The 23981-nt window shown below is 60.9% G+C and carries 22 protein-coding genes, 1 tRNA gene and 1 riboswitch; of the genes, 11 read left to right on the top strand and 12 right to left on the bottom strand.

Annotated features, from left to right (window positions below):
• Window positions 1-514: 514 nt before the first annotated feature.
• From atzF to YWU_RS14330, 5 genes are read right to left on the bottom strand one after another with little or no spacing between them, the layout of a single operon-like run.
• Window positions 515-2230 (bottom strand): allophanate hydrolase, encoded by a 1716-nt coding sequence (gene atzF, locus YWU_RS0100780; protein WP_034646533.1) that lies wholly within the window; start codon window positions 2228-2230, stop codon window positions 515-517.
• Window positions 2227-4251: a 5-oxoprolinase/urea amidolyase family protein gene (locus YWU_RS0100775; RefSeq protein ID WP_027018972.1), complete on the bottom strand. Its 2025-nt coding sequence runs from the start codon at window positions 4249-4251 to the stop codon at window positions 2227-2229. The genes atzF and YWU_RS0100775 overlap by 4 nt, the downstream gene beginning before the upstream one ends.
• On the bottom strand, window positions 4248-4934 hold the full coding sequence (locus tag YWU_RS0100770; protein ID WP_156892646.1) for an urea amidolyase associated protein UAAP2: 687 nt from the start codon (window positions 4932-4934) through the stop codon (window positions 4248-4250). The genes YWU_RS0100775 and YWU_RS0100770 overlap by 4 nt, the downstream gene beginning before the upstream one ends.
• A gap of 10 nt (window positions 4935-4944) precedes the next feature.
• A complete protein-coding gene (locus tag YWU_RS14335) occupies window positions 4945-5805 on the bottom strand; it encodes an urea amidolyase associated protein UAAP1 (RefSeq protein ID WP_034646532.1) in 861 nt (286 codons plus the stop codon).
• A gap of 11 nt (window positions 5806-5816) precedes the next feature.
• Complete coding sequence (locus tag YWU_RS14330) at window positions 5817-7400, bottom strand: amino acid permease (protein WP_051259849.1); 1584 nt, start codon at window positions 7398-7400, stop codon at window positions 5817-5819.
• A gap of 165 nt (window positions 7401-7565) precedes the next feature.
• Here YWU_RS14330 and YWU_RS0100755 point away from each other — a divergent pair, with 165 nt between their 5' ends.
• From YWU_RS0100755 to YWU_RS14320, 3 genes are all read left to right on the top strand, one after another.
• The gene (locus YWU_RS0100755; RefSeq protein WP_051259848.1) at window positions 7566-8444 is read left to right on the top strand and encodes a putative nucleotidyltransferase substrate binding domain-containing protein; all 879 of its coding nucleotides are present in this window, start codon (window positions 7566-7568) and stop codon (window positions 8442-8444) included.
• Window positions 8445-8647: 203 nt separating this feature from the next.
• On the top strand, window positions 8648-9253 hold the full coding sequence (locus YWU_RS17265) for a Fic/DOC family protein (RefSeq protein ID WP_051259847.1): 606 nt from the start codon (window positions 8648-8650) through the stop codon (window positions 9251-9253).
• Window positions 9250-9891 (top strand): TetR/AcrR family transcriptional regulator, encoded by a 642-nt coding sequence (locus YWU_RS14320; protein ID WP_051259846.1) that lies wholly within the window; start codon window positions 9250-9252, stop codon window positions 9889-9891. Before YWU_RS17265 ends, YWU_RS14320 begins: the two co-directional genes overlap by 4 nt.
• Here YWU_RS14320 and YWU_RS0100740 read toward each other — a convergent pair whose 3' ends face one another.
• Window positions 9892-11241, bottom strand: coding sequence for a PhoH family protein (locus tag YWU_RS0100740; protein ID WP_051259845.1), 1350 nt, complete (start codon window positions 11239-11241; stop codon window positions 9892-9894).
• A gap of 130 nt (window positions 11242-11371) precedes the next feature.
• Between YWU_RS0100740 and YWU_RS0100735 the strand changes: the two genes are divergently transcribed.
• The 4 genes from YWU_RS0100735 (at window position 11372) to YWU_RS0100720 (ending at window position 14908) form a co-directional block, all read left to right on the top strand.
• Complete coding sequence (locus tag YWU_RS0100735; RefSeq protein WP_027018968.1) at window positions 11372-12013, top strand: LiaF domain-containing protein; 642 nt, start codon at window positions 11372-11374, stop codon at window positions 12011-12013.
• Window positions 12014-12031: 18 nt separating this feature from the next.
• Entirely contained in the window at window positions 12032-12709 is a 678-nt protein-coding gene (locus tag YWU_RS0100730; RefSeq protein ID WP_027018967.1) for an SDR family NAD(P)-dependent oxidoreductase, read from the top strand.
• On the top strand, window positions 12706-13536 hold the full coding sequence (locus tag YWU_RS0100725) for an alpha/beta hydrolase (RefSeq protein ID WP_034646609.1): 831 nt from the start codon (window positions 12706-12708) through the stop codon (window positions 13534-13536). Before YWU_RS0100730 ends, YWU_RS0100725 begins: the two co-directional genes overlap by 4 nt.
• A 94-nt stretch (window positions 13537-13630) precedes the next feature.
• Complete coding sequence (locus YWU_RS0100720) at window positions 13631-14908, top strand: lipase family protein (protein WP_034646529.1); 1278 nt, start codon at window positions 13631-13633, stop codon at window positions 14906-14908.
• Here the strand turns inward: YWU_RS0100720 and YWU_RS14315 are convergent.
• The 4 genes from YWU_RS14315 to YWU_RS0100700 form a co-directional block, all read right to left on the bottom strand.
• Window positions 14902-16386 (bottom strand): multicopper oxidase domain-containing protein, encoded by a 1485-nt coding sequence (locus YWU_RS14315; protein ID WP_034646527.1) that lies wholly within the window; start codon window positions 16384-16386, stop codon window positions 14902-14904. The genes YWU_RS0100720 and YWU_RS14315 overlap by 7 nt on opposite strands.
• Before the next feature lie 123 nt (window positions 16387-16509).
• On the bottom strand, window positions 16510-16677 hold the full coding sequence (locus YWU_RS18030) for a hypothetical protein (protein WP_156892645.1): 168 nt from the start codon (window positions 16675-16677) through the stop codon (window positions 16510-16512).
• On the bottom strand, window positions 16674-17048 hold the full coding sequence (locus YWU_RS0100705) for a hypothetical protein (protein ID WP_027018964.1): 375 nt from the start codon (window positions 17046-17048) through the stop codon (window positions 16674-16676). Before YWU_RS0100705 ends, YWU_RS18030 begins: the two co-directional genes overlap by 4 nt.
• Before the next feature lie 373 nt (window positions 17049-17421).
• Window positions 17422-17493, bottom strand: a tRNA-Asn gene (locus YWU_RS0100700).
• 179 nt (window positions 17494-17672) lie between these two features.
• Window positions 17673-17772, top strand: a riboswitch (TPP riboswitch).
• On the opposite strand from YWU_RS0100700, the gene thiD reads away from it, so the two are divergent.
• Together thiD and YWU_RS0100690 are read left to right on the top strand one after the other, a co-directional pair.
• On the top strand, window positions 17762-19258 hold the full coding sequence (gene thiD, locus YWU_RS14310; RefSeq protein ID WP_034646524.1) for a bifunctional hydroxymethylpyrimidine kinase/phosphomethylpyrimidine kinase: 1497 nt from the start codon (window positions 17762-17764) through the stop codon (window positions 19256-19258). (Overlaps the previous riboswitch by 11 nt.)
• 57 nt (window positions 19259-19315) lie before the next feature.
• Complete coding sequence (locus YWU_RS0100690; protein WP_027018963.1) at window positions 19316-19675, top strand: GntR family transcriptional regulator; 360 nt, start codon at window positions 19316-19318, stop codon at window positions 19673-19675.
• Window positions 19676-19678: 3 nt separating this feature from the next.
• On the opposite strand, the gene dnaG is transcribed toward YWU_RS0100690, so the two are convergent.
• Entirely contained in the window at window positions 19679-21586 is a 1908-nt protein-coding gene (gene dnaG, locus YWU_RS0100685; protein ID WP_027018962.1) for a DNA primase, read from the bottom strand.
• A gap of 13 nt (window positions 21587-21599) precedes the next feature.
• On the opposite strand from dnaG, the gene YWU_RS0100680 reads away from it, so the two are divergent.
• Both YWU_RS0100680 and YWU_RS0100675 read left to right on the top strand, forming a co-directional pair.
• Window positions 21600-22061, top strand: a complete 462-nt coding sequence (locus YWU_RS0100680; protein ID WP_027018961.1) for a guanyl-specific ribonuclease — start codon at window positions 21600-21602, stop codon at window positions 22059-22061.
• Complete coding sequence (locus YWU_RS0100675) at window positions 22061-22645, top strand: vitamin K epoxide reductase family protein (protein WP_027018960.1); 585 nt, start codon at window positions 22061-22063, stop codon at window positions 22643-22645. The genes YWU_RS0100680 and YWU_RS0100675 overlap by 1 nt, the downstream gene beginning before the upstream one ends.
• On the opposite strand, the gene YWU_RS0100670 is transcribed toward YWU_RS0100675, so the two are convergent.
• Window positions 22642-23928 carry a deoxyguanosinetriphosphate triphosphohydrolase gene (locus YWU_RS0100670; RefSeq protein ID WP_027018959.1) on the bottom strand — a complete coding sequence of 429 codons (1287 nt, stop codon included), beginning with the start codon at window positions 23926-23928 and terminating at the stop codon, window positions 22642-22644. The two genes, YWU_RS0100675 and YWU_RS0100670, sit on opposite strands and share 4 nt — an antisense overlap.
• Window positions 23929-23981: the final 53 nt, after the last annotated feature.

Genomic DNA, 23981 nt, shown 5'->3' with positions numbered 1-23981 from the left:
CCGAACCCGCTGAAGAAACTCGCACCGCTGTTCAGAAAGCAACTGTTTCCTCGCCCGCTAAAGGCCCGAACCCTACCCTAGGGCGTGAAACTCCTGAAACGGGTTCTGATCCCGTTTCTGACCAATCAATGATTACTACTGCCGCCGACACTCGCCCTCGTGGTCTAACCGACCGTCAGAGAGGCGAACCCACCCCGATTAACAGCACGATCTCGAGGTGCGCTCGCAGTTCTGAAGGGCTCTACGAACAAGGCACCACGTGGTTCACTGATGGAACCTCAGGATGGACCGAACAGTGCAGCGCTACCTTCTGGGATGGTCCGCCTCCTGCGAACACCGTCGCCCCAGTTCAACCTGAGTATGAACCAGAGCCGATCCCGAGTGGACGAATCGTCACGGCTGGAGCGTGGTGTGGTGCCGCTGAGGTAGGCCAAGTCGGCTACACCAGCGGCGGCAATCAAATGGTCTGTATGTATGAACCCTCCAACGACGTGCACCGCTGGAAATAGTCCACTTAGCTTTCGGACTGCAGGAAGGCCCGCCAACCGCCGAACTCAGTGATGTCGCGGGCTCCGTCAATTGCGGACGGATGGCAGGAAAATCCGAGAACGTGTCGACCATCCGAAAGGACCACTTCACCCATCGTCATGGGCTGGGGCAACCCCGCGAGAAATGACCCGAGACCTGCCGAGGAGATGAGCCACTCCTCTCCTGCAATCTGAGAGCCATCATCAGCAGGGACCAGGCCTGGCTTCGGCGGAGCGGTATCCAGTGCATAAAGGCGGTGGTTGGCGGTGGTGACGTCGCCGATAAAGGCGGCTCCACAATCGCGAAGCTGATGGTTCAACGGCTGCCCGCGCAGGTGAGCGCCGAACACAGTGATGGTGTGGCTATGCGCTCCCTGGCGTTTTGCGACCCAACCGCCGTCGGCATCTGAAATCTCTCGCCGCAGCAATCGCCCCGCGATGTCTGCTGCGACTCCATCGTCAAACGGCCGAGCCAACACCGTGACTCCGAATTGCGCCGTACCTGTGGCATCGGTGACTTCACCAGCGGGGACAGCGACTCCGCAGAGATCAAAAAGGTTGCAGAAATTGGTGTAGGTGCCCATTCGGGCGTTGACTCCGACGGGATCTGCCTGGACTTCTTCGATTGTCGGATGGAACGGGGCAGTGGGAACGAGGACCGCGTCGACACACTCCCATTCCGCCATGGCTGCTGTCCGTCGACGTGCCAGTTCACGCTGAGCTGCCAAAACCTCCGTACCGGTCCAGCGACCGGCCGCGGTGACGATTCCCTCGACTGTCGGATCAAGGCCGGCGTCTGAGCTTGCTGGGGCAATGTACTCGCCCACCGCCTCATAACGCTCCGCGACAAGTGCGGATTCGTAGAGCATCTTCGCGGCATCGATGCTCGGGCCGAGATCGATGGTCTTGATCTCACAACCCAGATCACCGAACTCCCGAACAGCCCGGTCGAATGCGCGTCGCCACTCCCCCGACAATTCCGGAAGATCCGACGGGATGCCAAGCGCAGGAGTCAGCGGTGCAGTCATCCGGGTATCGGCTGGCCAAGTCCGCTCGCCTGAGGTGCTCATGCACCCCATCACCGTCTCGGCGAGATCTAGGTCAGAGGCAAAGACAGTGACGCAGTCATAGCTCTCGGATGCAGGCACGGCGCCGTCAGTCGACACGACGCCTAGAGTTGCCTTGATCCCGACGATGCCCTGCAGAGCAGCAGGAATACGCCCTGAGCCGGCTGTATCGGTGCCGAGGGCGGCATCGACGAATCCCAGTGCGACCGCAGAGGCAGATCCCGACGATGACCCACCGGAGATAAACTCCGGTCGTCGCGCGTCCCTCACTGCACCGTATGGCGATCGCGTGCCCACTAGTCCGGTGGCGAACTGGTCCAGATTCGTCTTGCCGATGACGAGGGCCCCGGCCTCTTTGAGCTTCCCGACGGCCCCCGCATCAACTTCCGCCTCGTACAGGAAGCCAGGGCATGCGGCGGTCGTTACAAAACCCTCAACATCGATGTTGTCTTTGACTGCAAGGATGAGGCCGGAGAGGGGGGCGTCGGGAAGCAGCTCGTAGATCTTTTCCATCTCTGCTCGAGCGACCTGCTCGGAGAGCAGGGAGATGAAAACCTCGTCCCGGCCTGCGTCAGCGATGATCCTGTACATGGTCTCCAGCGTGTCAATCGCCTCCTCATAGGTGCGGTAAGTCATGCGTTCACACTCCGAATGCTGTCGATAGCTGACACTGCAGCAACCTCACCGGAGGCGACCCACCGGGCGCGTTCCTCGGCTCTGGCGGCCTCCATTCGACGTCGCGTGGCGGTGATGTCAGAAACGTTGTCGTCGAGGAATGCCTGATGGTCAGCGAGGGAAAATGTGCCGTCCTCGATATGCATCTGCCCGCGTCCTGCGGCCATGTCGGCGCGCATGTCCATTAGTTCATCGGCGCTGACCGGGTACCAGCTGATTTTGTCGAAGAAGCGCAGGAGCCACGGATGGTCGGCGTCAAAACCCGGGGCCGGTGCCGGGTGGCGGTGATTCCACACCTGCGTTGTCCGGCCGACAAACTGATAACCACCGGGCCCTTCCATTCCGTACACGCACAAGTAGGAACCACCAACGCCGACTGCGTTCTCCGGGGTCCAGGTGCGCGCCGGGTTGTATTTGGTGGTCACCAGGCGATGCCGCGGATCCAGTGGGAGGGCTACCGGGGCGCCGAGGTAGACGTCACCGAGGCCCATCACTAGGTATTCGGCGTCGAAGAGGATCTTCTGCACGTCCTCGACCGAATCCAGACCATTCATGCGACGGATGAACTCGATATTCCAGGGGCACCACGGCGCGTCGTTGCGCACGCCGTTCATGTAGCGCTCGATCGCGAGCCGTGTCGACGGGTCGTCCCAGCTCAGCGGCAAATGCACAGTGCGGGACGGCACTGAGAGCGATTCGGCAGGCGGCTGCACAGCCTCGAGCTGTTTCAGCGCTCCGAACATCGAGTCCTGACCAATCTGATCCGGGTCGAAGTGCACCATCAGGGACCTGATTCCAGGAGTGAGGTCAACAATTCCTGGCACAGAATCAGCGTTGTCCCTGATTGAATGCTGAAGTGCGTGGGCCCGGGCCCGGTATTCCAGGTCGATGACGGGCCGGCCGTACTCGATGAGGATGTTGTCATCACCGGAGCGTCTCCACGTCACCTCCGTCTGGCCGTCTGCCGTGGCACCGCGACCGAGTATGCCCCGGTCATTGTCGCCTCCAGTGCGCGATGCGGAAGGAAACGACGCCCGGCGACCGCTACCGAGCAACTTCCTCGATGCCGCAGTGGACACCTTCACCGGCACGAAACTGACAGTGTCGCCCGGCGCGAGCTGGCCGAGTTTCCACCGCTCAGCGGTGACAACGGTGACGGGACAGGTGAAACCGCCGAGGCTGGGCCCGTCCGGGCCAAGGAGAATCGGGGTATCTCCGGTGAAGTCGAGGGTTCCCGGAGAGTAGGCATTGTCGTGGATGTTGGAGGGGTGCAGCCCAGCTTCGCCGCCGTCCGGGCGGGCCCATTCGGGTTTGGGACCTTCAAGGCGTACACCGGTGCGGTCTGAGTTGGCGGAGACGCGGTAATTGAAGGTATAGAGAGTCTCGATGTCACCGGCGGTGAAGAATTCCCCTGCCGAGTGCGGGCCTTCGGCAACGGCGAGTTCCCAGGCGTGACCGATGTATGGAACTTCGGACGTGAGGATCCGGCGAGGTTCGGCAATAGGTTCGGTGGCACCCACTGCGAGGGAGTCTCCTACTGCAAGAATCCGACCTTCATGACCGCCAAACTTGCCGAGGGTGAATGTGGCAGCGGAGTCAAGATAATCGGGCACATCGATGCCTCCTCTGACCGCGACATATACACGCATGCCGGTGGTGACCGGTTCAGAAATATCAAGTACTTGACCAGGTGCCAGGTCCAGTGGGGTCCACTGTGGGGCGGGGTTACCGTCGAGAAGCACTCGCGTGGGAGCACCACCGACACAGACGGTGACATTGGAGTTAGCTATTAGGACGGGGCCGGAAACAGTGGCCTCGAGCCCAGCGGCACCCTCCGGATTGCCAACTGCGGTATTGGCGAGGCGGAAGGACAGGTCATCCATGGGACCTGAGGGCGGTACTCCGACCTCCCAGTGCCCGATTCGGCCGGGCCAATCCTGAACGGTCGTGAAAAGGCCAGGTGCGGTGATCGTGAGGCTCATGCGGTCGGCTCCGTAATGATCATGCGCACCGGGGTCGGGTTAAATCCGTTGCACGGGTTGTTGATCTGGGGGCAGTTGGACACCAGCGCCAGCACATCGCGTTCAGCGCGAATGGCCAACCGTTTGCCCGGAGCGGAGAGTCCATCAACGATCCCCATGGTGCCGTCGTCGTTGACGGGGACGTTCATGAAGAAATTGATGTTTCCGACCAGCTCGTGCTTGCCGAGGCCGTGCTTCGCTCCCTCCTGCAGGAAGTTCTCCACGCACGCATGCTGGTGAACTGTGTGGTGGCCGTAGCGAAGCGTATTGGATTCCTGGGAGCAGGCACCGCCAATGGTGTCGTGATTTCCGACTTCATCGGCGACGATGGTCATTAGCGGCCGCGACTCCTGATCGCGCAGAACTGACCCGGTCGTCAGAAAGATGCTTTTCTGGGCGGCGACGGTTGTCTGCAAACTGTATCGAGCATCGTGGTCATCAGCGGCATAAAAGAGCGTGTCGACGGCCTGGTTTCCATCCAGATCCACGATCGTTAGGACCTGACCGGCCTTGATGACTTTCGACCACGGTGCATTGGCTGCGACTATCTCGTCGGAGGCGACGGTGCCTGCGACGCAGGAGAGGTCCTCGGGGGCGGCAGTTGCCACACCAGTGTGTACTTCAGTGATTGTGAGGTTGCTCATCGGTCGTCTCCTATACGTTGCGGCCGTAGCGGGCGCGGATGTCGGCTTCGGTGTTTTGCCAGGCCCGGGTGTATTCGGGGTCACGGTCTGACAAGTCGTCGGCGATGATGTCGAGGGCTTCCGGTTCGTCCCAGGCGTGGACACTGATCGTGGTGGTGGGCATGGGGATACGGCTGTCGAGGGGGTGTGCGGTATTGGCCACGGCGATGATCAGCGGGGCGTGTGCGACAAACTCCACGACTGTTCCTGCGTCGGCGTCGCCGGTTGAAACCAGTTCCCCGGTATTGGTGACGCGGGCACCGTGAAAGAAACTCACTGAGGGAGGAACGTCGCGAGGGGCTAGGCCGTTCTTAGCTGCAGCGAGAATCAGCAGTTCACGGCCGGCAGGGGCCTCCGACTGGGCTTGCCCGACGATCGGATCGCTGCCGCCATAGCGTTCGCTGTTGACTGCCGCAGTCGTCGTTCCGCAGATCGCGTCAGCTTTTCCACCGGTGGTGTCGGCGACGATGGTCGCCAGCAGCCGCCCTTGGTCTGACAGGAGCGGGTGTCCCTCCCCCAGATACGCCTGCCACGGGATTTTCATCGTATCGGCGACGCTGAGACGCTCGTGCGGGGCGTCAGCGCGCCAGAGCATGAGGTTGGCGCATCCGGAACCGTCCCGGTTGTTCAGACGAACCCTGGTTCCTCGGTTCACCACTGCGGTGGTGTAGCCACCAGCGGGGACGTTTTCTGCCCACGTGACCGAGTCCGGCTCGAGGTCCGTCGGAAGCCGCGGGTCGAGGGTCGGCGGCAAGAAGCGCATTGCATCAACTAGTTCGCGGCCTCGCGAGCGGGCGTTAGTACGGGCGTCGGTGGTGGTTGCAGTACTCATCGGGAGACCTTTCAGGAAGCAGAAGCGGAGGATTTGGTGAAGTCAGCAGGTATTGGCACAGTTCGTGGAACGGTCACCGGGTTTGGGTGGACACGCCCCCAGGGGAAGGCGAGTAAACCTGCACCGACAACGATCGCGACCGACAGCGGGCCGGCCCACTGCATCAGCGGCATGTCGCCGGAGGGGTTGTAAACCTCTACTCGAGGCCAGGCGAGGTTGACGACCATTACCGATCCGTAGATGACCGCAGCCAGGTTCACCGCGAACCCAAAACGGCCAAGGGAGAACAGCGGGTAGCCTTCGGCATCGGTGGCGCCATCTCGGGTGTTCCAACCCTTGATCCGGCGGTACAGCAACGGGCCGGTGACAAGCAGGTACGCAAGGTAGATCAAGATGATGCAGACACTGGTGAGAGTTGCGAAAATCGCATCGTTGCCCACGTTGACCAGCAAGACGACCACACAGGCCAATCCGATGAGAATCGACGGCAGGATCGGGGTTCCAGTTCGGCGGTTGACATGTGCCAACTGCTTGGACATCGGCAGTCGCCCATCGCGAGCCATCGAGAACATCAACCGGGACGCTGCGGTCTGAATCGCCAGAGTGCAGATAAGCACCGCGATGGCGACGTCGACGAGCAAGATCGTTCCCCACGGGGAATTTAGTACCGTGTCCAACACGTACGGCAAGCCTTCAGTGGCGAGGCGTCCGTCAGTTAGTGACGGAGCTGCCATCAAAGCGCCGATGATCATAAGCCCGCCACCGAGGGCGGACACGGTCAGAGCCATCCGAATCGTCTTCGGCGCAACGCGACGGGGGTTGCGAGTTTCTTCGGACAGTTCGCCGGCGCTGCCGAAACCGACCATCACGTACGCGGCCATCAGGCCAGAGGCGATCCACGCCCACACGTAGCCGGGCTGTTCACCAGGCAGTCCGGTATCGAAGACGACCTGCGGTCCTCGCTGTGCATGGGCAAATAGGACACCGATAACGGCGATGACACCGATGATCTCGCAAACCACACCAGTGGTGGTCACCCAGCTCATCCACTTCACGCCAAGGCAGTTGATAGTGGTGGTGATGACCAGCAGGATCGAGCCAAGCAGCACCGCGTTGGCGGCGCCAGACGGGGAGGTAAGAGTCGGATCCTCACCGATGATCTGAAATCCGGTCCAGATATTCGGCAGGACGACCTGCATGGCGATGGCTGCAGCAGCAGCGGTGACGGTCTGGGCCAAGATCATGAACCAGCCGCCGAACCAGCCGAGCACCTCCCCTCCCATTCTCCGGGACCACTGATAGATCGCTCCGGAAAGTGGGTACCGGGCGGCCAATTCTGCGAAACACAGCGCGACTAAGTACTGCCCCAGGAAAACGACGATCCAAGTCCAGAAGAATGCCGGGCCGCCGAAGCCGAAGCCCAAGCCAAAGAGCTGGAAGATCGTCGTAAGGATCGAGACAAAGCTGAATCCGGCAGCGAAGGACGCAAATCGACCCAAGTTCCGGTGGAGCTGCTGTTCGTATCCGAACTCTCCGAGTTCGTTGGAGTCGTTGCTGGCTTTCAGTGATCGCGCTGTTGGCGTTAGCGACTTCATGCTGTTTCCCCTTCACGGGAGTGTCGGTCGTCTTTCGGTGACCTCACCTATTCAGCCTGCGGAACATTTCTGTCAGATGACAGAAATGTTGGAGTCGTGTTAGACCTCTCTGAACAGCACAAATAACTCTTGCCCTCTAGACCCTGTGGTGTTTGGATCACTGATATGCAGTCAACATTGACCGATCTCGGCAGACGCGCCCTTCGTCGGCGTGCCGAAGGTGACACCGCAGAGGACGTCGCGGCTCACTGGTCGGAAAAGATCAGGGCGCTTCTCGACGTCTCCCTTGCCGCCACCGGCTCCGTCGGCCGTGGAGAGGCGACCCCACTGTCTGACGTCGATGTCATCCGAATCTCCGCAGGAGCGACACCAAAACTGCAGCGCCTGTCAGAGTTGGGCAAGGTCGACTCCAACGGCGTGGCGGGAAACTCCTGGGCCCTCCCAGAGGACGCCACCGCGTGGCGAGTGGCGGCTCCTCGGTGGGCAGACCACCCAGAGCTAGATCTAGCGGTGGTGAAGATCGGTCTATTGGCTGATGCTGCAGATAATGTCCGTAGCGCTGCCGCAGACGTAGTTCCAGGCTCTCGGATGATCGCCGAAATGCTCCGGGACAGCCTCGCTACCAAAACCCCGAAAATAGGACTGCACCGGTGGTCACACACGTCGGTCGCAGTAAAAGACCAGCTCCTAACCCCCATAGTGAAACTCGCTCGCTGGGCTGCACTTAGTTCTGGCAGCGATGCGCTAAGCACACCTGCTCGGTTAGCCTCCGCTGCGCCATTCACCATCAGCGCGGACGAGTCCGGAGATCTCGCCGAGTCGTTCTCGATCATCTTCGCAGTCAAAATGGATCTCGATTTAGGCCTCATCGACAGAGAGTGTGTGGATCACCGGGGCCGACTAATCCTCCCAGCGCTTTCCCGCGATCGCGCTAAATCAGTTATCGCCTCCGCAGCCACGGTGAGGGGAATTCAGAACGCGGCGGGCTACCGTCTGACGACATCCAGCTATGCACCGGGAAACATCAGAGAGCCAAACCTATGACCGCATCACTCCACTCGTGGATTCCCGCGATATGCCACGCCCAGTCCATCGAGGGATGGAGCGCACCTGTTGGGTTCCGGGCTCACTTAGAACAGGTTGCGAACGGGTCCGCGGCCCCCGAGAGCCTAATTTCCCGTTCCCGTGATGAGTCTTTGCAGGCGGCGGCACTGTTGCAACCGCGGCCAAAACGCTTCCTTCGACGCATGCAATCGGTGCCGTACGAACACCCGAAGTTTCCGGTGCTTCGCAACCTACCTGGCATCACTGCTGACGGGCCGCTGCGCGACTTCGAGGCGCAGGCAAGCTCGATCCGCATGCTTGCATTCCTTGGAAATCTCCGCCACTCACAGGGGACGATGTCCAGGCTAGGACGCATCACCCGACCGGAGCAGTTACTCATCCTGCACCGTTACCTATTTGGAGACGTCTACGGATGGGCCGGGATGAAGCGGACCGTTGGGATCTCCAAGGGAGGCGTTGAGTTCGCAAATCCCGATCGAATATCACGCCATCTGGACCGGGCCGCTGCAGCTCTCGCGGAGCATCGCTTCGGGTCCTCTCCTGAGCACCTCGCCGCATTCCTGGCTGAATACCTTTGGGCCCACCCATTCCGCGACGGCAACGGCAGGACAGCCACCACCATCCTGATGTCCTTAACTGGGCCACTGCCCATCCAGACAATCACCGCTGACCAGTGGTTTGATGCTTCCGCGGCGTCGCTGGCTGCCCGTTCGGAACCTGATCCCGAACCGTGGGTACCTATCGTGGAGACCTTGATCCAGCTTCAGCGACAGGAGAGTATTCCGTGACGACCCGCCAGCCCGGCCGACCCCGGGCAACCAAATCCCGCATTCCTGGTGGCAGTACCGAAGCGGATCTTCTCGATGCTGCGGCGGAATTGTTTACGTCGACAGGCTTTTCTGCCACCACAACCCGCAACCTCACCGAAGCCGCCGGAGTACGACAGGCGACGATGTACCACCACTTCCCCAATAAGAAGGCGATCCTCCTGCGGCTGCTCATCGACACGGTCGAACCGTCGGTCGCGCTGGCCCGGAGGCTCACCGAGGATGATTCATGGCGGTCGGATCCCGCTGCCACTTTGCACTCCCTTGCCCAGGCAGACGCGCTGTTGCTGCTCACTGCCCCATGGAACATCGCCTCTCTCTATGGCATCCCTGAGATTCAGGGCGAGTTTTTCGCACCTTTCAGAGAACTACGCAGCGACTTGATCGAGCACTACGACGCCCTCGCCGACGCCGTGCTCACCGACTCCACCGACGGTCAGCCAGACGCTGTCCGTCACTGGCGCAAGCGGTTGCCCTTCAGTGTCGTGGAAACGGTAGTGCACTCCCGCGCCGAACAGCCGACACGCAGAAGTGGCCCCGACGATGCCGAGCCTTTATCCCGGATGATCGCCGATGCCGCTTTAAACTGCTTGCGCTAACTACCCATTTTCCAGCAGGTCCGTCACCAGCTCCGCGATGCGGGAGCGCTCCGAGCGCCGCAACGTCACGTGCCCGAAAAGCGAATTGCCCTTGAGCTTCTCGATCACCGCGGCGACACCGTCATGGCGGCCGACACGTAGGTTGTCGCGCTGTGCCACGTCGTGGGTGAGGATCACCCGGGAGTTGGTGCCAAGTCGGGAAAGTACCGTCAGCAAGACGTTGCGCTCCAAGGACTGCGCTTCGTCGACGATGACAAAGGTGTCATGCAGCGAGCGACCACGGATGTGAGTCAGCGGCAGGACCTCGAGCATCCCGCGGGAGGAAACCTCGTCCATCACCACGTCGCTGACTAGGCCTTCCAACGTGTCGAACACCGCCTGCGACCACGGGTTCATCTTTTCGTCCTCGCTGCCGGGGAGGTAACCGAGGTTCTGCCCACCAACGGCGTACAGAGGCCGGAACACGACGATGCGGCGGAACTGCTGCCTCTCCATGACAGCTTCTAGTCCGGCGCACAGCGCCAGAGCAGACTTACCGGTTCCGGCGCGGCCGCCGAGGGAAACGATGCCTACGGAGTCGTCGAGAAGCAGATCCAGAGCAACCCGTTGCTCTGCCGAGCGGCCTCGAAGGCCGAATGCCTCCATGTCCTGGCGAATCAGTTCGATCTCTCGTCCGGGAACCACGCGGCCAAGTGCGCTCTGGCCGCTGCCGTCATCGGAGGTCAACTGCAGACCGCAGTTGACCGGCAGAGACTCGACATCGTCCGGCAACGGGATGGACCCCGTCTCGTACAACGCATCGATGCTTCCCGACGGCACCCTCAACTGCTCCATCCCGCTGTACCCAGTGAGCACCACATCTTGCGCCCGGTACTCGTCCGCGGGAAGGCCCACCGCACCTGCGGTGACACGCAGCGGAATGTCCTTCGTGACAAGGACGGTGTCGTGTCCTTCAGCTTGCAAGTTCAGTGCACACACAAGAATCCGGTGATCGTTCGCTTCCACTCGGAATCCAGCCGGCAGGATCGACGGGTCAGAGTGGTTGAGTTCGATGTGGAGCAGCCCACCTGACTCATTGGCCGGGATCGGCAAATCCAACCGGCCGTGGATCCGACGCAGGTCTTCGAGCTCACGCAGTGCTGTCCGGGCAAACCAGCCCAGTTCAGGATGGTGCCGCTTGGCCTCCAGTTCCCTGATCACCGTCAACGGCAAGACGATGTTGTGTTCGGCGAATTTCCGCAGCGCATAGGGATCGGACAGTAGGACCGAGGTATCGAGCACGTAGGTGCGGATCGCGACGGCCGCACCTCCTTCGGTATCTAGCTGACCGGCAGTATCGGTGTACGGCATTGTTGCGGCTCCTCTTGGTTGAGTTGATGCCACGGTAGAAGCGCTAGTTTGATTCCAGATTGGTTGAACGTGAATGCCAGGTGAACAGGAATCACGGGTGTAGTTCGGGTGACCTCGTTACGATGAAGCCATGGAAAACCCCGATGCCCGCCGCGAACGACTTCAGCCCCAGCTCGAAAAGGCCGTGGGCGCCGGAGAGCTGTCGATGTCCGAGTACGAGCGCCTGATGAAGCTGCTCTGGTCAGAGACAGATTCAGAGGAGGAGACCCACGGCAATATCGACCGCGTCGCCGGCCGAGTCGACCGACTGCAGGTTCCGGCGAAGCGACAAGCTCCCCTGGTGCCCCGTCAGGATCAAGTCGCGCTTCCCACGCAGGACGGAAAGGCCTCGATCATGTCCACGGTGAAACGGACCGGCTCGTGGGCCCCAAAGCACATCACTACCTGGTGGGCAGTGATGGGCGAGACCGTCCTCGACCTGCGCGAAGCACAGTGGCCGGATCAGACCATCACCCTCAATCTGCAGGGATTCTTCAGCGAGTACAAGATCATCGTGCCGCCGGGAACCCGCGTACTCGATTCGGGCACGAATGTCGCTTCGGATTTCACAGAGAAAAACCGCACCGGATCAGGCAAGAAGAAGCGCAAGTTCTTCTCGGAAGATAACCCTTACGCCCCGGGCAACAGCGAGGTGTCCCGATCCGGAGAGGGGTTGACGGTGATCGTCGAAGGCTTCAACCTTTTTAGTGAGATCAAGATCGAATACCGCTAGCGGCAGGAGATTCACGACATGTCAGTTCAGGACACCACAACCGCAGTAGTCACCGGAGCAGGCAGCGGGATTGGCCGGCAGGTCGCTATCCAGCTCGCCCAGCGCGGCTGGCGTGTAATCGCTATCGCCCGCAGTGCCGACACCCTTACTGAACTGGCAGAGCAATATCCGTCGATCGAGCCGCGCCCGGCTGACCTCACGGAGTTCACTTACGGGGGCCTCATCCCCGATCGTGTCGACGCCCTCGTTCACGCCGCCGGCATGAGCCCTGATGTTTCCTTGGAAGAGGCCACCGCCGAGGACTGGAGTTACGCCTTCGCCCTCAACGTCACCGCCGGTGCGGAACTGGCCCGGTTGTCGCTCCCAGCGCTCCGACAGACCCGTGGAACCATCGTTTTTCTTAACTCCGGCGCTGGATTCGTCGAAGCGCCTCGCAACGCCATCTACGGTGCGACCAAGCACGCACTGCGAGCCCTTGCGAACACACTGCGCACCCAAGTCGAGAAGGATTTCGTGCGTGTGACCTCGATCTTCCCCGGCCCTGTGGATACCCCGATGTTCACCGGCGACGTCGACCGCACCGAACTCATCCAGCCAGAAACAGTCGCCCACGCTGTCCTCGAGGCCATCACCGCAACCGACGACACCCAACTCACCGAAATCCGAGTCCGCCCACGCCGCGAACTGTCGTGGTGACCCGGCGCCGTGCCCTCATTGCTGGATTTCTCCTTGCGGTGCCGCTGCTGGTACTGACCCTGGTGTGGGCCCTGCAGCGTTCGCTGATCTATTTCCCGGATCGGTCGGAGGTTCCCTCCGCCTCTCAGATGCTTCCCGACGGCCAGGACCTCACCCTCACCACCAACGACGGCCTCGACCTGGCAGCTTGGTTCGCACCGCCCTCGGCGGAGGCAGCGGATCGGAACATGGCGGTGCTGATGGCGCCGGGCAATGGTGGGAACCGGGAGGGTCGCGCCGGGCTGGCCCGTGCTTTGCAGGATCGAGGATTTTCGGTGCTAGTGCTGGACTATCGCGGCTACGGCGGCAATCCAGGTCGGCCTGACGAAGAGGGCCTTGTGCAGGACGGTTTGGCCGCCTCTGATGCACTTAAAGAGCAGGGCTTTCCGCCCGAACGCACCATCTACCTCGGTGAATCTCTCGGCGGTGGAGTTGTCGCGGACCTCATGAAACAGCGGCCGCCGGCTGCAGTGGTCTTCCGCTCCCCGTTCACCTCTCTGGCCGATGTCGGCAGCCACCACTATCCCTGGCTTCCGGTTCGTACTTTCCTTCAGGACCAGTTCCCCGTCGCCGCATATGTGAGCGCATCCGAGGTCCCAGTCACCGTCATTCGAGCACGCGAGGATTCAGTGGTTCCGTCCGAACTCAGCGCGGAGGTCGCCGCGGCATCCCCAAACCTGTTCGAAGAACTGATTATCGACGATGCCGACCACAATTCTCCGATCATGTTCGGCTTCCAGGTCGCTGAGGCCGTCGTGAGGATCTCTGACTCTCTCATTTTCCCCTGACCTGCACCCCCATCACTGACATTCCCCTCGACCCCAAAAGTTCACTCTTGTAACATCTTCACCAACAACAGCATTGCCTCGTCATGGGAGAATCATGCATCGCCGCCTCACCTCAGCCTTCTCCGCGAGCACTGCGGCGGTCCTTGCCGGGGCGCTCCTCGTGACCGCTCCGGCCGCAACCGCCAACCCGGTCACGGACCTGCTCGTCGATTCCGGCGTCACGATGCGTGAGCCCGAGGCTCCTGCACAGCCCATCTGGTCTGGCCTTGACGCATACTCGTTGAACGCAACCGACGAATCAGGCGAGCTCCTCTCCTTCACCACCCTCGACAGCTCAGTCAGTCTCGACTCCGCTGACCGCCAGTACCGATACGCGTACTCGACTACAAACCAGCACGGCGAGTCAGTGGTTGCCACCTCCGCAGTATTTCTTCCCTCCGGCGAGATGCCCGAGGGCGGATATCCGGTACTGGCCTGGGCCCACGGAACTGTCGGCACCAATGACGCCTGCACCCCATCCGCCAATCCGCGCGGGGCCCGGGACACTGAGTACCTAAACCACTGGTTGGACGAGGGATACGCCATCGTCGCCGCTGACTACGCCGGCATGGGAGCCCCGGGGACCCACAGCTATCTCAACGGCAGCGTCGCCGCAGAGAACGTGGTGGATTCAGTAGTCGCATCTCACTCTTTGCTTAACGACGCCCTCAGCCCCAGCTGGGCCGTCATCGGCCAGTCCCAAGGTGGCGGCACCGCACTCCACGTTGCTCACGAAGCCAGCGCACTGAGCCAGGAGGCAGGCTTGGACTACCTTGGCGCAGTCGCCACCGGTACCCCGGCGTACATCGAGGAAATAGTTAATGTCTCCGGACCGTCGTTTCCGCCAATGCCACTGACTCCGTACTTGAACGCGTACCTCGTTTACATCGTCGCTGGTGTGCAAGAGGCCAGGCCTGACTTGGACATCGATTCAGTACTCACCGACGAAGGCCGCCGAATGATCGAATTGTCGGAGACCTCTTGCCTCACCGAGGTCGCAGAATCCCTCGATGGAACGAACATCTCGCGGATGTTCTCTGCTCCACTGATGTCCGTCGTTGGCCTTCCCGAAGCTCTCGGCGGGTACATGGCAACTCCGACCGGCGGCTACGACAAGCCGGTCTTCCTCGGACACGGTCTGCTCGACCAAGATGTTCCCTCCCCCATCGGAGTCGCCTTGAACTCTGAGATCTGGGCCCGACAGTTCCTCGCGGATAATGGCGGCGGCAATTCCAGCGTTGAAGTGCACTGGTACCCCACCGACCACAGCGACACCGTCATGGAATCGGTGCCGGACTCAACCCCGTTCTTGGAGGACCTTTTCAATCAGTGATCGTGAGTGACCGGCTCCGCACCGTCGAGGTCACCAACGACGAACTGTCCCATCATTCCCTCATCCTCGTGCCAGAGCAGATGACAGTGGTACATGTACGGGATCTCCGGGGTCGGGTTGTCATGAAACTCCATGAGCAGCCGGAACCTGGCTCCTGGCGGGGTGTAGATGGTGTCCTTCCACCCAGCCAGCTCTGCTGGCGGCTCCTGCCCATCGATATCGAGAATCTGGAACTGCACATCGTGGATGTGGAAGTTGTGCGGTTGTGAGTCGGTGTTCTGAATTTCCCAGATTTCCGTCGCATCGCCGGGCACCTCGAAGTCGATGCGGTCCATGTCCATCGGACGGTTGTTGATGACGTTGTTGCCCAGACTGAACTGACGAGTCTGGCTCGACTGGGTCTCCTGAAGGGCCGGTGCAGCAGCAAGCGCTGCAGGCAGTACGGGCGACGGCGACAACTCTGGTGCGCTGCGCAACTGCATAATGTCGAGTTCGTCGTTTCCGCCGGAGTCGGTCGTTCGTCCGGAGTTGATCCCCAGGTCCTGGGTAAACGAGCGCAACACGACGGTTTCATCCGGCACCATCTCAACAACAATCTCTGCCCGCTCACCTGGGCTGAGCATGATGCGATTGAGATCGATCGGCTCCGGCAGCAGGCCACCGTCGCTGGCGATCATCTGGAACGTCGAGTCGTCCGACAGACCAAAGTTGTAGGTACGAGCAGTCGACCCGTTCAGCAGTCGAAGCCGTGTCTTTTCGGCTGTGACCTGTAATTCAGCACCTGCAGCGCCATTGGCGAGGATCGTCTCACCAAGCATCCCGACGCCAAATCGCTCAGTTACCTCCAACTCACCATTCTCATCGAAAGTCTTGTCCTGAATGATTACGGGGAAATCGTCGACCCCGTAGTCATGGGGAATCTCATCCGGTTCTTCCCCATCGTCGACGATGAAGAACCCACCGAGGCCCATGTAAACGTGGATTTCCGTTTCCCCATGCGGGTGCGGGTGGTACCACAGGGTCGCTCCCGGCTGATCGATCGTCCATTCCGGTGACCAGGTGTCACCGTTCTCGATCGGCGAATGCGGGCCGCCGTCCGCCGCAGATGGAAGCCTCATTCCATGCCAGTGCATGGAGGTCATCTGCGGCATGTCATTGGTGACATTGATCCGTACATCGTCACCACGGTTTGCCCGAATCGTCGGCCCGAGCATCGGACCGTTCAACCCCCAAGTGGTCGTGCCGCCCTGCGGGACGATCTGGGAGATTCCCTCCTGGATCGTCATGTCGAAGACCTGCCGACCTCCGACGTTATTCGCCTCCAGGATCGGCGGCACCGGCAGCGGAGTATCGAAGGTGACCTGACCGAACGTGTTCATCGCCTGGCGAGGCGCGAAAATGCTGCAGCCCGCCACCGAGGTAACTCCCACCGCCCCGGCCCCAAGTGCCGCCAACTTCAGAAAATCGCGCCGCCGCATGCTCGTGAACTCCTCATAGGAAGACAGGGTGAACACTGGGACAAACCCAGACCCATCCACCCTACAACTGCAAGCTTTTTCCCGGTAACCAGGCGGTTAGGGCGAGGACGGCTCCACTCGATGTCAGTAGAGATCTCTGTAATCCGAAGACCGACCCAGTGCGGCGATTTCGTGAACCCACTTGGGAACCACACGGGTGGCTTTACCTTCACGCTCACGCTTGACGAGAAGACGTGCTGCAGCAATCTCGCCACGGCTCGGCTTACGTCGCTCCCGCTGTTGATCGTTCATGCTGGGTCTCCTTCACCGCGTTTATCCTGCTCATCGTATTCCGCAAGTGATCTGTTGTCGCCCTTGATGTCCCCGAATCTCTCAAGCACAGCCATCAAGACACCCTGAATCAATTGTTTGTCCTCTTTCGACGAGTCTTCGACGTCATCCAAGGAGTCGAGTACGTAGATGCCAATTGTCAGAGAATCTTCACTTCGGCCAGTGATCTTCTCCACCGACCACCTGAGATTCCTATGCCACTCTTCGGCCCGCTTCTGTGCCCGGCCATGCTGTTGCTGCCGAATCTGGACCAGCAATGCTCCAAGTTGAGCGATCAGTGCAATCGACACCGCCAAAGCAACAGCTCCCCACACTGGCATGGTGCTTTCCATGATCCCCCTCATAGTTGCCCTAGGCCGAGACTAGACATCTAGCCCCAGCGCCCGAAGTGAAGAACCAAGGAGGTAACGCGAGTTGTGGATAGATCATGCCTTGGGGAAAGAGTGATGCCCATCGGTGCACACATTTACCGACGCACAGCACAGCCGCCTGCGCCCGCAGGGCAGACACCTTTCCACGTAGCTCGAACACCCTGTTGATGTCGTACCGCGAACTCGGATATGCAACGGAAACAGGATGTTCGGCGCACGCTCACTGGGCACTGCACCCACCGCGCTTTATCTCTTAACCCTCTCTTGCCCCCAAGCGAGACCTCGCGATATGCAAAACAGGCCAGGACCAAAAGGCCCTGACCTGTATCTTTTGCTCCTCCAGTAGGATTCGAACCTACAACCCTTCGATTAACAGTCGAATGCTCTGCCGTTGAGCTATGGAGGAAGAACTGCTGCCCGCTCTCTGCGGCAACGTGTATGTACACTACAGAGCTTTTTAGATTTCTGACAAATCGGCAGGCCAGGACATGTTTTTACACATGGTTGACCGAAGGCGGGAAGCGTACGGGTGACAGGAAAATGTCGAGCCGGTGACGGGAATCAACTGTGGGTACCGGTACCTTGGGTCGTGACACGGGGTGCCTGCGATAAGACGCGGGCTGAGATGACACCCGTTGAACTTGATCCGGTTAGTACCGGCGAAAGGATGTTCCATGAGCTCTGCGCTCAATGCAGCCACGCCCACCACTCCCCCGAACGTCTTGAGCATCGCAGGCACCGACCCCACCGGCGGCGCGGGCATCCAAGCGGACCTGAAGTCGATCTCGGCTAACGGGGGCTTCGGCATGTGCGCCGTCACGGCTCTGATCGCGCAGAACACCGAAGGCGTCCGTTCCATCAACATCCCACCGGTTTCGTTTCTCCGCGAACAGCTCGACGCAGTGTCTGATGATGTGCAGATCGATGTAGTGAAGATCGGCATGCTGGGCACTTCGGAGATCACCGGAACCGTCGCGACATGGCTGCGGGATATCAAGCCGGCCAAGGTAGTGCTCGACCCGGTGATGGTGGCAACCAGCGGTGACCGACTGTTGGACCAGGATGCAGAGGCAGCAGTCCTTGAGCTCATCTCGCAGGTAGACGTCATCACTCCTAACGTGCCTGAACTGGCTGTCATTGCGGGGGCTGAACCGGCAACGGTGTGGGATGAGACGGTAGGGCAGGCGGTGGATGTCGCAAAGCGCTTCGATGTTGCGGTTCTTGCCAAGGGCGGCCACCTCTCCGGCGACACCGCATATGACGCGCTGGTGCTTCCTGACGGCACCGTGTCGACGATCTCCGCTCCGCGCGTAGACACGAAGAACACCCACGGCACCGGTTGTTCCTTGTCTTCTGCAGTCGCGACGCGATGGGCGGTGACCGGAGACCTCGAGACCGCCGTTCGACAGTCAAAGACATGGCTAACTGAGGCATTGCGCCACGCCGATGACCTAAACGTCGGACGTGGACACGGTCCGGTGCACCACTTCGCCGGAGTGTGGGATCGGGGGCTTACTCCCCTGCCCGAGGACATCGCCACACAGTGGTGGCAGGACATTGCTGAAATCCGTGAGGACGTCGACCGCTTGCCGTTCGTGCTGGGGTTGGCTGATGGATCCCTCGATCCGGACACATTCACCTGGTACGTCGACCAGGATGCGATTTACCTCAACGGGTATTCGCGCACTCTCGCGGCAGCGTCGACGAAGGCTCCGACCCAGGAGGAGCAGATGTTCTGGGCTGAGGCAGCTCACGGAGCTCTGGCGGAAGAGTTAGAACTGCATCGGTCTTTCGCCGGAGAGGACGTCGGCCGGACAGATGTCGTTCCCTCCGCAGTCACGCGGGCTTACGTGGACCATCTCACTGCAACGGCTGCGGTCGGCTCCTATGGCGAGATCATCGCAGCGATCCTGCCGTGTTACTGGCTGTATCGGGATATCGGGACGCGCTTCCATGATGTCGAAGGAGACCACCCCTACCGGGCGTGGCTGGATACGTACTCCGACGCGGCATTCGACGAGGCCACAGATCGGGCCATCGCCCTGGTCAGTGACTACGCGGCTAACCATGCCACTGCAGAGGAGCGAGAGAAGATGCGCACGGCCTTCTACAACTCCTCCTGGCACGAACTGGAGTTCTTCGCAGAGCCAACCCGACGCTTGCAGCACTAGGGCCACGCACCTAGCGTTAATCACACACGTGGTTAACCGATCCGGGAGGCGATCACCATGCAGGACACCCGACCCATCTACGTTCAGATCGCCGACGAGATCCGTGGCCGCATCGCCGACGGTTCTCTGTCAGAAGGCACCCGCGTTCCATCGACAAACGAACTCGCAGACCAGCACTCGGTCAACCCTACGACCTCAGGAAAGGCACTGTCCTCGCTGCAGGCTTTGGGCGTGCTTCAAAAGCGCCGCGGGTTGGGGATGTTCGTCGCAGAAGGTGCGCGCGATCGGATTCTCTCCGATCGCAGGGAGTCGTTTGCGGAGGATTTCATCGCGCCGTTGCTTCAGGAGGCCTACGAGCTAGGGCTTTCCGACGCCGACCTCACCCGCATCATCGACCGCGAGCGCGGACGCCGGTGACTGCTAGGCCACCGGCCCTCGCAACGCCTCTGACAGCAGTTCGCGGCGGTACTCCTCCAAGCTGAGCAAGTCCGCGAACATCTGTCGGTAGGCGTTTTCGTCGTCGCTCGGACGCATTCGCGACAGTGTCGCCTTGACCTGCGCGATCTGCTCGCCGATCCACACTTCCTGCAGGCGCGCGATGATCGACGAGGAGTAGAGCTTCAGCGACTCCACTTCCGCCGGGATCGGCTCCACGCCGAGCTCGGTGATGAGGCTCCGGATCGCTGGATTGTCGGTGGTATCCATCAAGGCAGCCAACCACCGAGACCCACCGTGGGTCTGACCGACACCGCCGGCTCGCTGAGTAGCGTCAAACACTGCCCGGTACGCCGGATGAGAGAAAATCTCCGGGGCCAGTTCGTCAAACACTGGACCGGTCAGCACCGGCTCCTGGACCGCGAGCTTGGCTGCCTCCCTCTGCACGTGCAGCACCGGGTCCTTCGGATCCGGCAGCCCCCGCGGCTTCTCCTTCGCCGATGCGGACTCCTCCCGTTCCTTACGCCGCCGCTCAGCCGGGTCGACCTTTTGAGGCTTCTTCGACTCGTCGCGGACCATGCGGACCAGTTCTGCCTCGTCATTCCAGCCGATCCAGCCAGCGACCTCTCGGGCGAACTCATCGCGCAGAGTCGTGTCGCGAATCGTCGCGAGCACCGGTACCACGCGCTTCAGCGCCGCTACCCGGCCCGGCGCGGATTTCATATCGAAGTCAGCGAGGATTGTGCGCAGCACGAATTCCACCATCGGAGTGCGTGAGGCGACCAAGTCCCGCACCGCGGCATCGCCCTTGGCCAGGCGCAGATCCAGCGGGTCCTGCCCTTGCGGTGCGACAGACACGTACGACTGCCCGGTGAACTGCTGCTCCCCCTCGAAGGCCCGCATAGCGGCTTTCTGCCCAGCGTCGTCACCGTCGAAGGTGTAGATGAGTTCGCCGTTGAAGAAACCGTCGTCAAGCATCAGTCGACGGAGCATCTGCAGATGCTCCTCGCCGAACGCCGTACCACAGGCGGCGACGGCGGTGGTCACACCAGACGCGTGCATCGCCATCACGTCCGTGTAGCCCTCCACCACAACAGCGCGGTGCTGCTCGGCGATGTTCTTCTTCGCCATATCCAGACCAAAGAGCACCTTCGACTTTTTGTAAAGGAGGGTCTCGGGCGTGTTCATGTACTTGCCGAGATTGTCATCGTCGAAAAGCTTGCGCGCGCCGAATCCGATGACGTCATTGCTCATGTTCCGGATCGGCCACAAAAGCCGACGGTGGAACCGGTCGATCGGCCCGCGCTTGCCCATCTTCGACAAGCCCGCCTTATCTAGATCCTCGAACGCGAATCCCAGGCGCATGAGGTACTTCGTCAGCGTGTCCCAGCCAGCCGGCGCGTAACCGCAACCGAATTCACGAGCATCATCAAGCGAGAAACCCCGCTCGGTGATGAAGTTTCGAGCAACCTCAGCGTCCGGCTTCTCGAATTGTTCGGCGTAGAACTTCTGCGCCTCCCGGTTCGCTGCGACAAGACGCTTGCGAGTCCCCGGCTCCTCACGGCGCCCAGTCCCGCCACCCTCGTAGTTGATCCGATAGCCGATCTTCTCGGCGCAGGCCTCGACCGCTTCAGGGAAGGTCAGGTGCTCCATTTCCATGAGGAAGGAGAAGACATCGCCGCCTTTGCCCGTCGAGAAGCAATGGAAATACCCGTGGTTTGGGCGGACGTGAAAACTGGGCGTGCGCTCGTCTTTAAACGGGCTGAGCCCCTTCATCGAATCGGCGCCACCGGGCTTAAGCTGGACGTATTCCGCGACGATCTCCTCGATAGGGGTGCGTTCGCGGATAGCCGCGATATCGCTGTCGGGAATACGTCCTTGTGCCATAGAGATTACTCTAACCGTCATGTCCAACCAGGATTCGACACGTCTGAAAACCATCGTCGCCTCCGTCGGCGCTGTAGCCGTCGCCGGCGCCGCCGCCTTCTTCGGCTTTGATCTGGGATCGGAAACGACAAACGATTCGCTTCCCGACGCCTCAGTCCACACCCAACCCACCGACACCTCCACCGGCTGCCCGGTATCGAGCCTCCCTGGCGAAGCCGATGACGTGATCGATCGGATCCTGACAAACCAGGACCACATCTACACCGATCACGATGGCAAGCATTTCGGTAACTACGAAGGAGTGCTGCCGCAGGAGCGCGGTAGCTACTACCGCGAATACACCGTGGATACGCCGGGACTGGACCATCGCGGTACCAGGCGTATCGTTGTCGGAGGTGGCACTGAGAGTGACCCGGACGTTTGGTATTACACCGACGACCATTACGAGTCATTCTGTGAAATTCCGGACGCGGAGGACTAATGCAAGATCGAACCATCACCACGGCACCTAAGGGTTTGTCCTGGCTCTATGTCGTCGCAGGCCTGATTGGCCTAGGTGCCGCGATGACCCTGACGGTGGAGAAGTTCATCCTCGCGGAGAACGTTTCCTACGTCCCTACCTGTAGTTTCAGCGCCGAGTTCGCGTGCAGTTCCGTCATGGCCAGTGACCAGGCTTCCGCGATTTTCGGTGTTCCGAACCCGCTGTGGGGCATTATCGGTTTCTCCGTGGTGCTCGCCATCGGCGTAATGCAGCTGGCTGGTTTCCGTCCGCCGATGTGGTTCCGATATTGCGCCCAGTTGGGCTTTACTGCAGCGACCATTTTCTGCATGTGGCTCTTCTATCAAAGCGTCTACAACATTGGCGCGCTGTGCCTGTACTGCATGATCACCTGGGCCGTGACCGTGACGATGTTCTGGTTCACCACGGTCAACAATCTGGAGACGGACGCCCCCGACAACGCGATTACCCGCGTCGTCAGCATGCTTCGCTTCCCGATTCTCATCGCTTGGGTCGCGCTCATCGCCCTGTTGATCTGCGTCGAGTTCCGCTTCCTGTTCTTCTAACCCCAGGCGGCGGTGACTCCGCTGATGCGGTGGGCGAGCCTCTCCACACGCGACTCAGTCATTGAGGCGATCTGGTCAACCACTGCCCGCAGCCGGGCAGCGTCATCATCAGCCCGCTCGTACATCCATGAGAACACCGGGTCGAGGGTGCCTGCCTCCAGGAGGTAGTCGGCGACACGGAACAGCCGATCCCGTTCTCTTTCCTGGCGACGCTGATGCTTTGGCTGATCCATCACGTACAGCACTGCGAGAGTTTTCAGCATCATGACTTCCGCTTCGATCTGCCCTGGCACAACGACGTCCGCGGCATACCTTCCGAGCGGCTCACCGGTTCCGGCCACCCGGCGAGTTTCCGCCACCGAGGACGCCAAGAACCTGCCAACTAGCTCCGAGGTCATACGCTTCAAAGCGATGGTCGCGCGAATGCTGCCGTCATAGTCCGCTGCTTCTGCCACCACTGGAAGGCTCGCCAACGAGCCAGCCGCTTCGATCAGTCCCACCGGATCGCCGCCGAAGGCCAAGGCGCCCTTCTCAGCGAGGTTCGCCAACTCCACGGTGTCCCACAGCACCCGAAGATCGATGCGGCCGGAGATGATCCCGTCCTCCACGTCATGCACTGAATACGCGACGTCATCGGACCAATCCATGATCTGCGCTTCCAGGCACCGACGGCCGGGCTCTGCGTCTTCCCGAATCCAGGCGAGCGTGTCGGCATCGTCGTCGTAAGCGCCGTACTTGTGCTTCTTGACCCCGTTTTCGTCGATCGCGGTCCACGGATATTTGCAGGCTGCATCCAATGAAGCGCGGGTAAGATTCAGCCCTCGCGGATTGCCCACCGCGTCCAGCACCTTCGGCTCCAAGCGCACCAAGATTCGCAGTGTCTGGGCATTGCCCTCAAAACCGCCGCATTCAGCCGCAATCTCGTTCAAGGCCCGCTCACCATTGTGTCCATAGGGCGGATGCCCGATGTCGTGGGTCAGTCCCGCCAGATCCACCAGATCCGGGTTCGCGCCGAGTTCGCCGGCGATACCGCGGGCGATCTGGGCGACCTCCAGGGAGTGGGTCAGCCGAGTCCGAGGAATATCCCCCTCCCCCGGCCCAACAACCTGAGTTTTATCCGCCAATCGACGCAGCGCCGCGGAATGCATCACCCGTGCGCGGTCGCGTTCAAATACCGAGCGTTGCTGTGCCGCACCAACAGCTGGCGCCGGCACCGAGCCTTTGGGCTGCTCCGGCCACAGGCGGGCGATATCCCGCTCCTGATACGCGTACTCACTGACCATGAATCCATCATGCCCTGTCACCCGAAAACAATCGCGATCTACACGTATCCTGG

Source organism: Corynebacterium sputi DSM 45148 (genome assembly GCF_000427865.1).
In the GTDB taxonomy this organism is placed as follows: Bacteria; Actinomycetota; Actinomycetes; order Mycobacteriales; family Mycobacteriaceae; genus Corynebacterium; species Corynebacterium sputi.
Note: the sequence above shows the minus strand (reverse complement) of the source record. Positions and strands in the feature narration are given on the sequence as shown.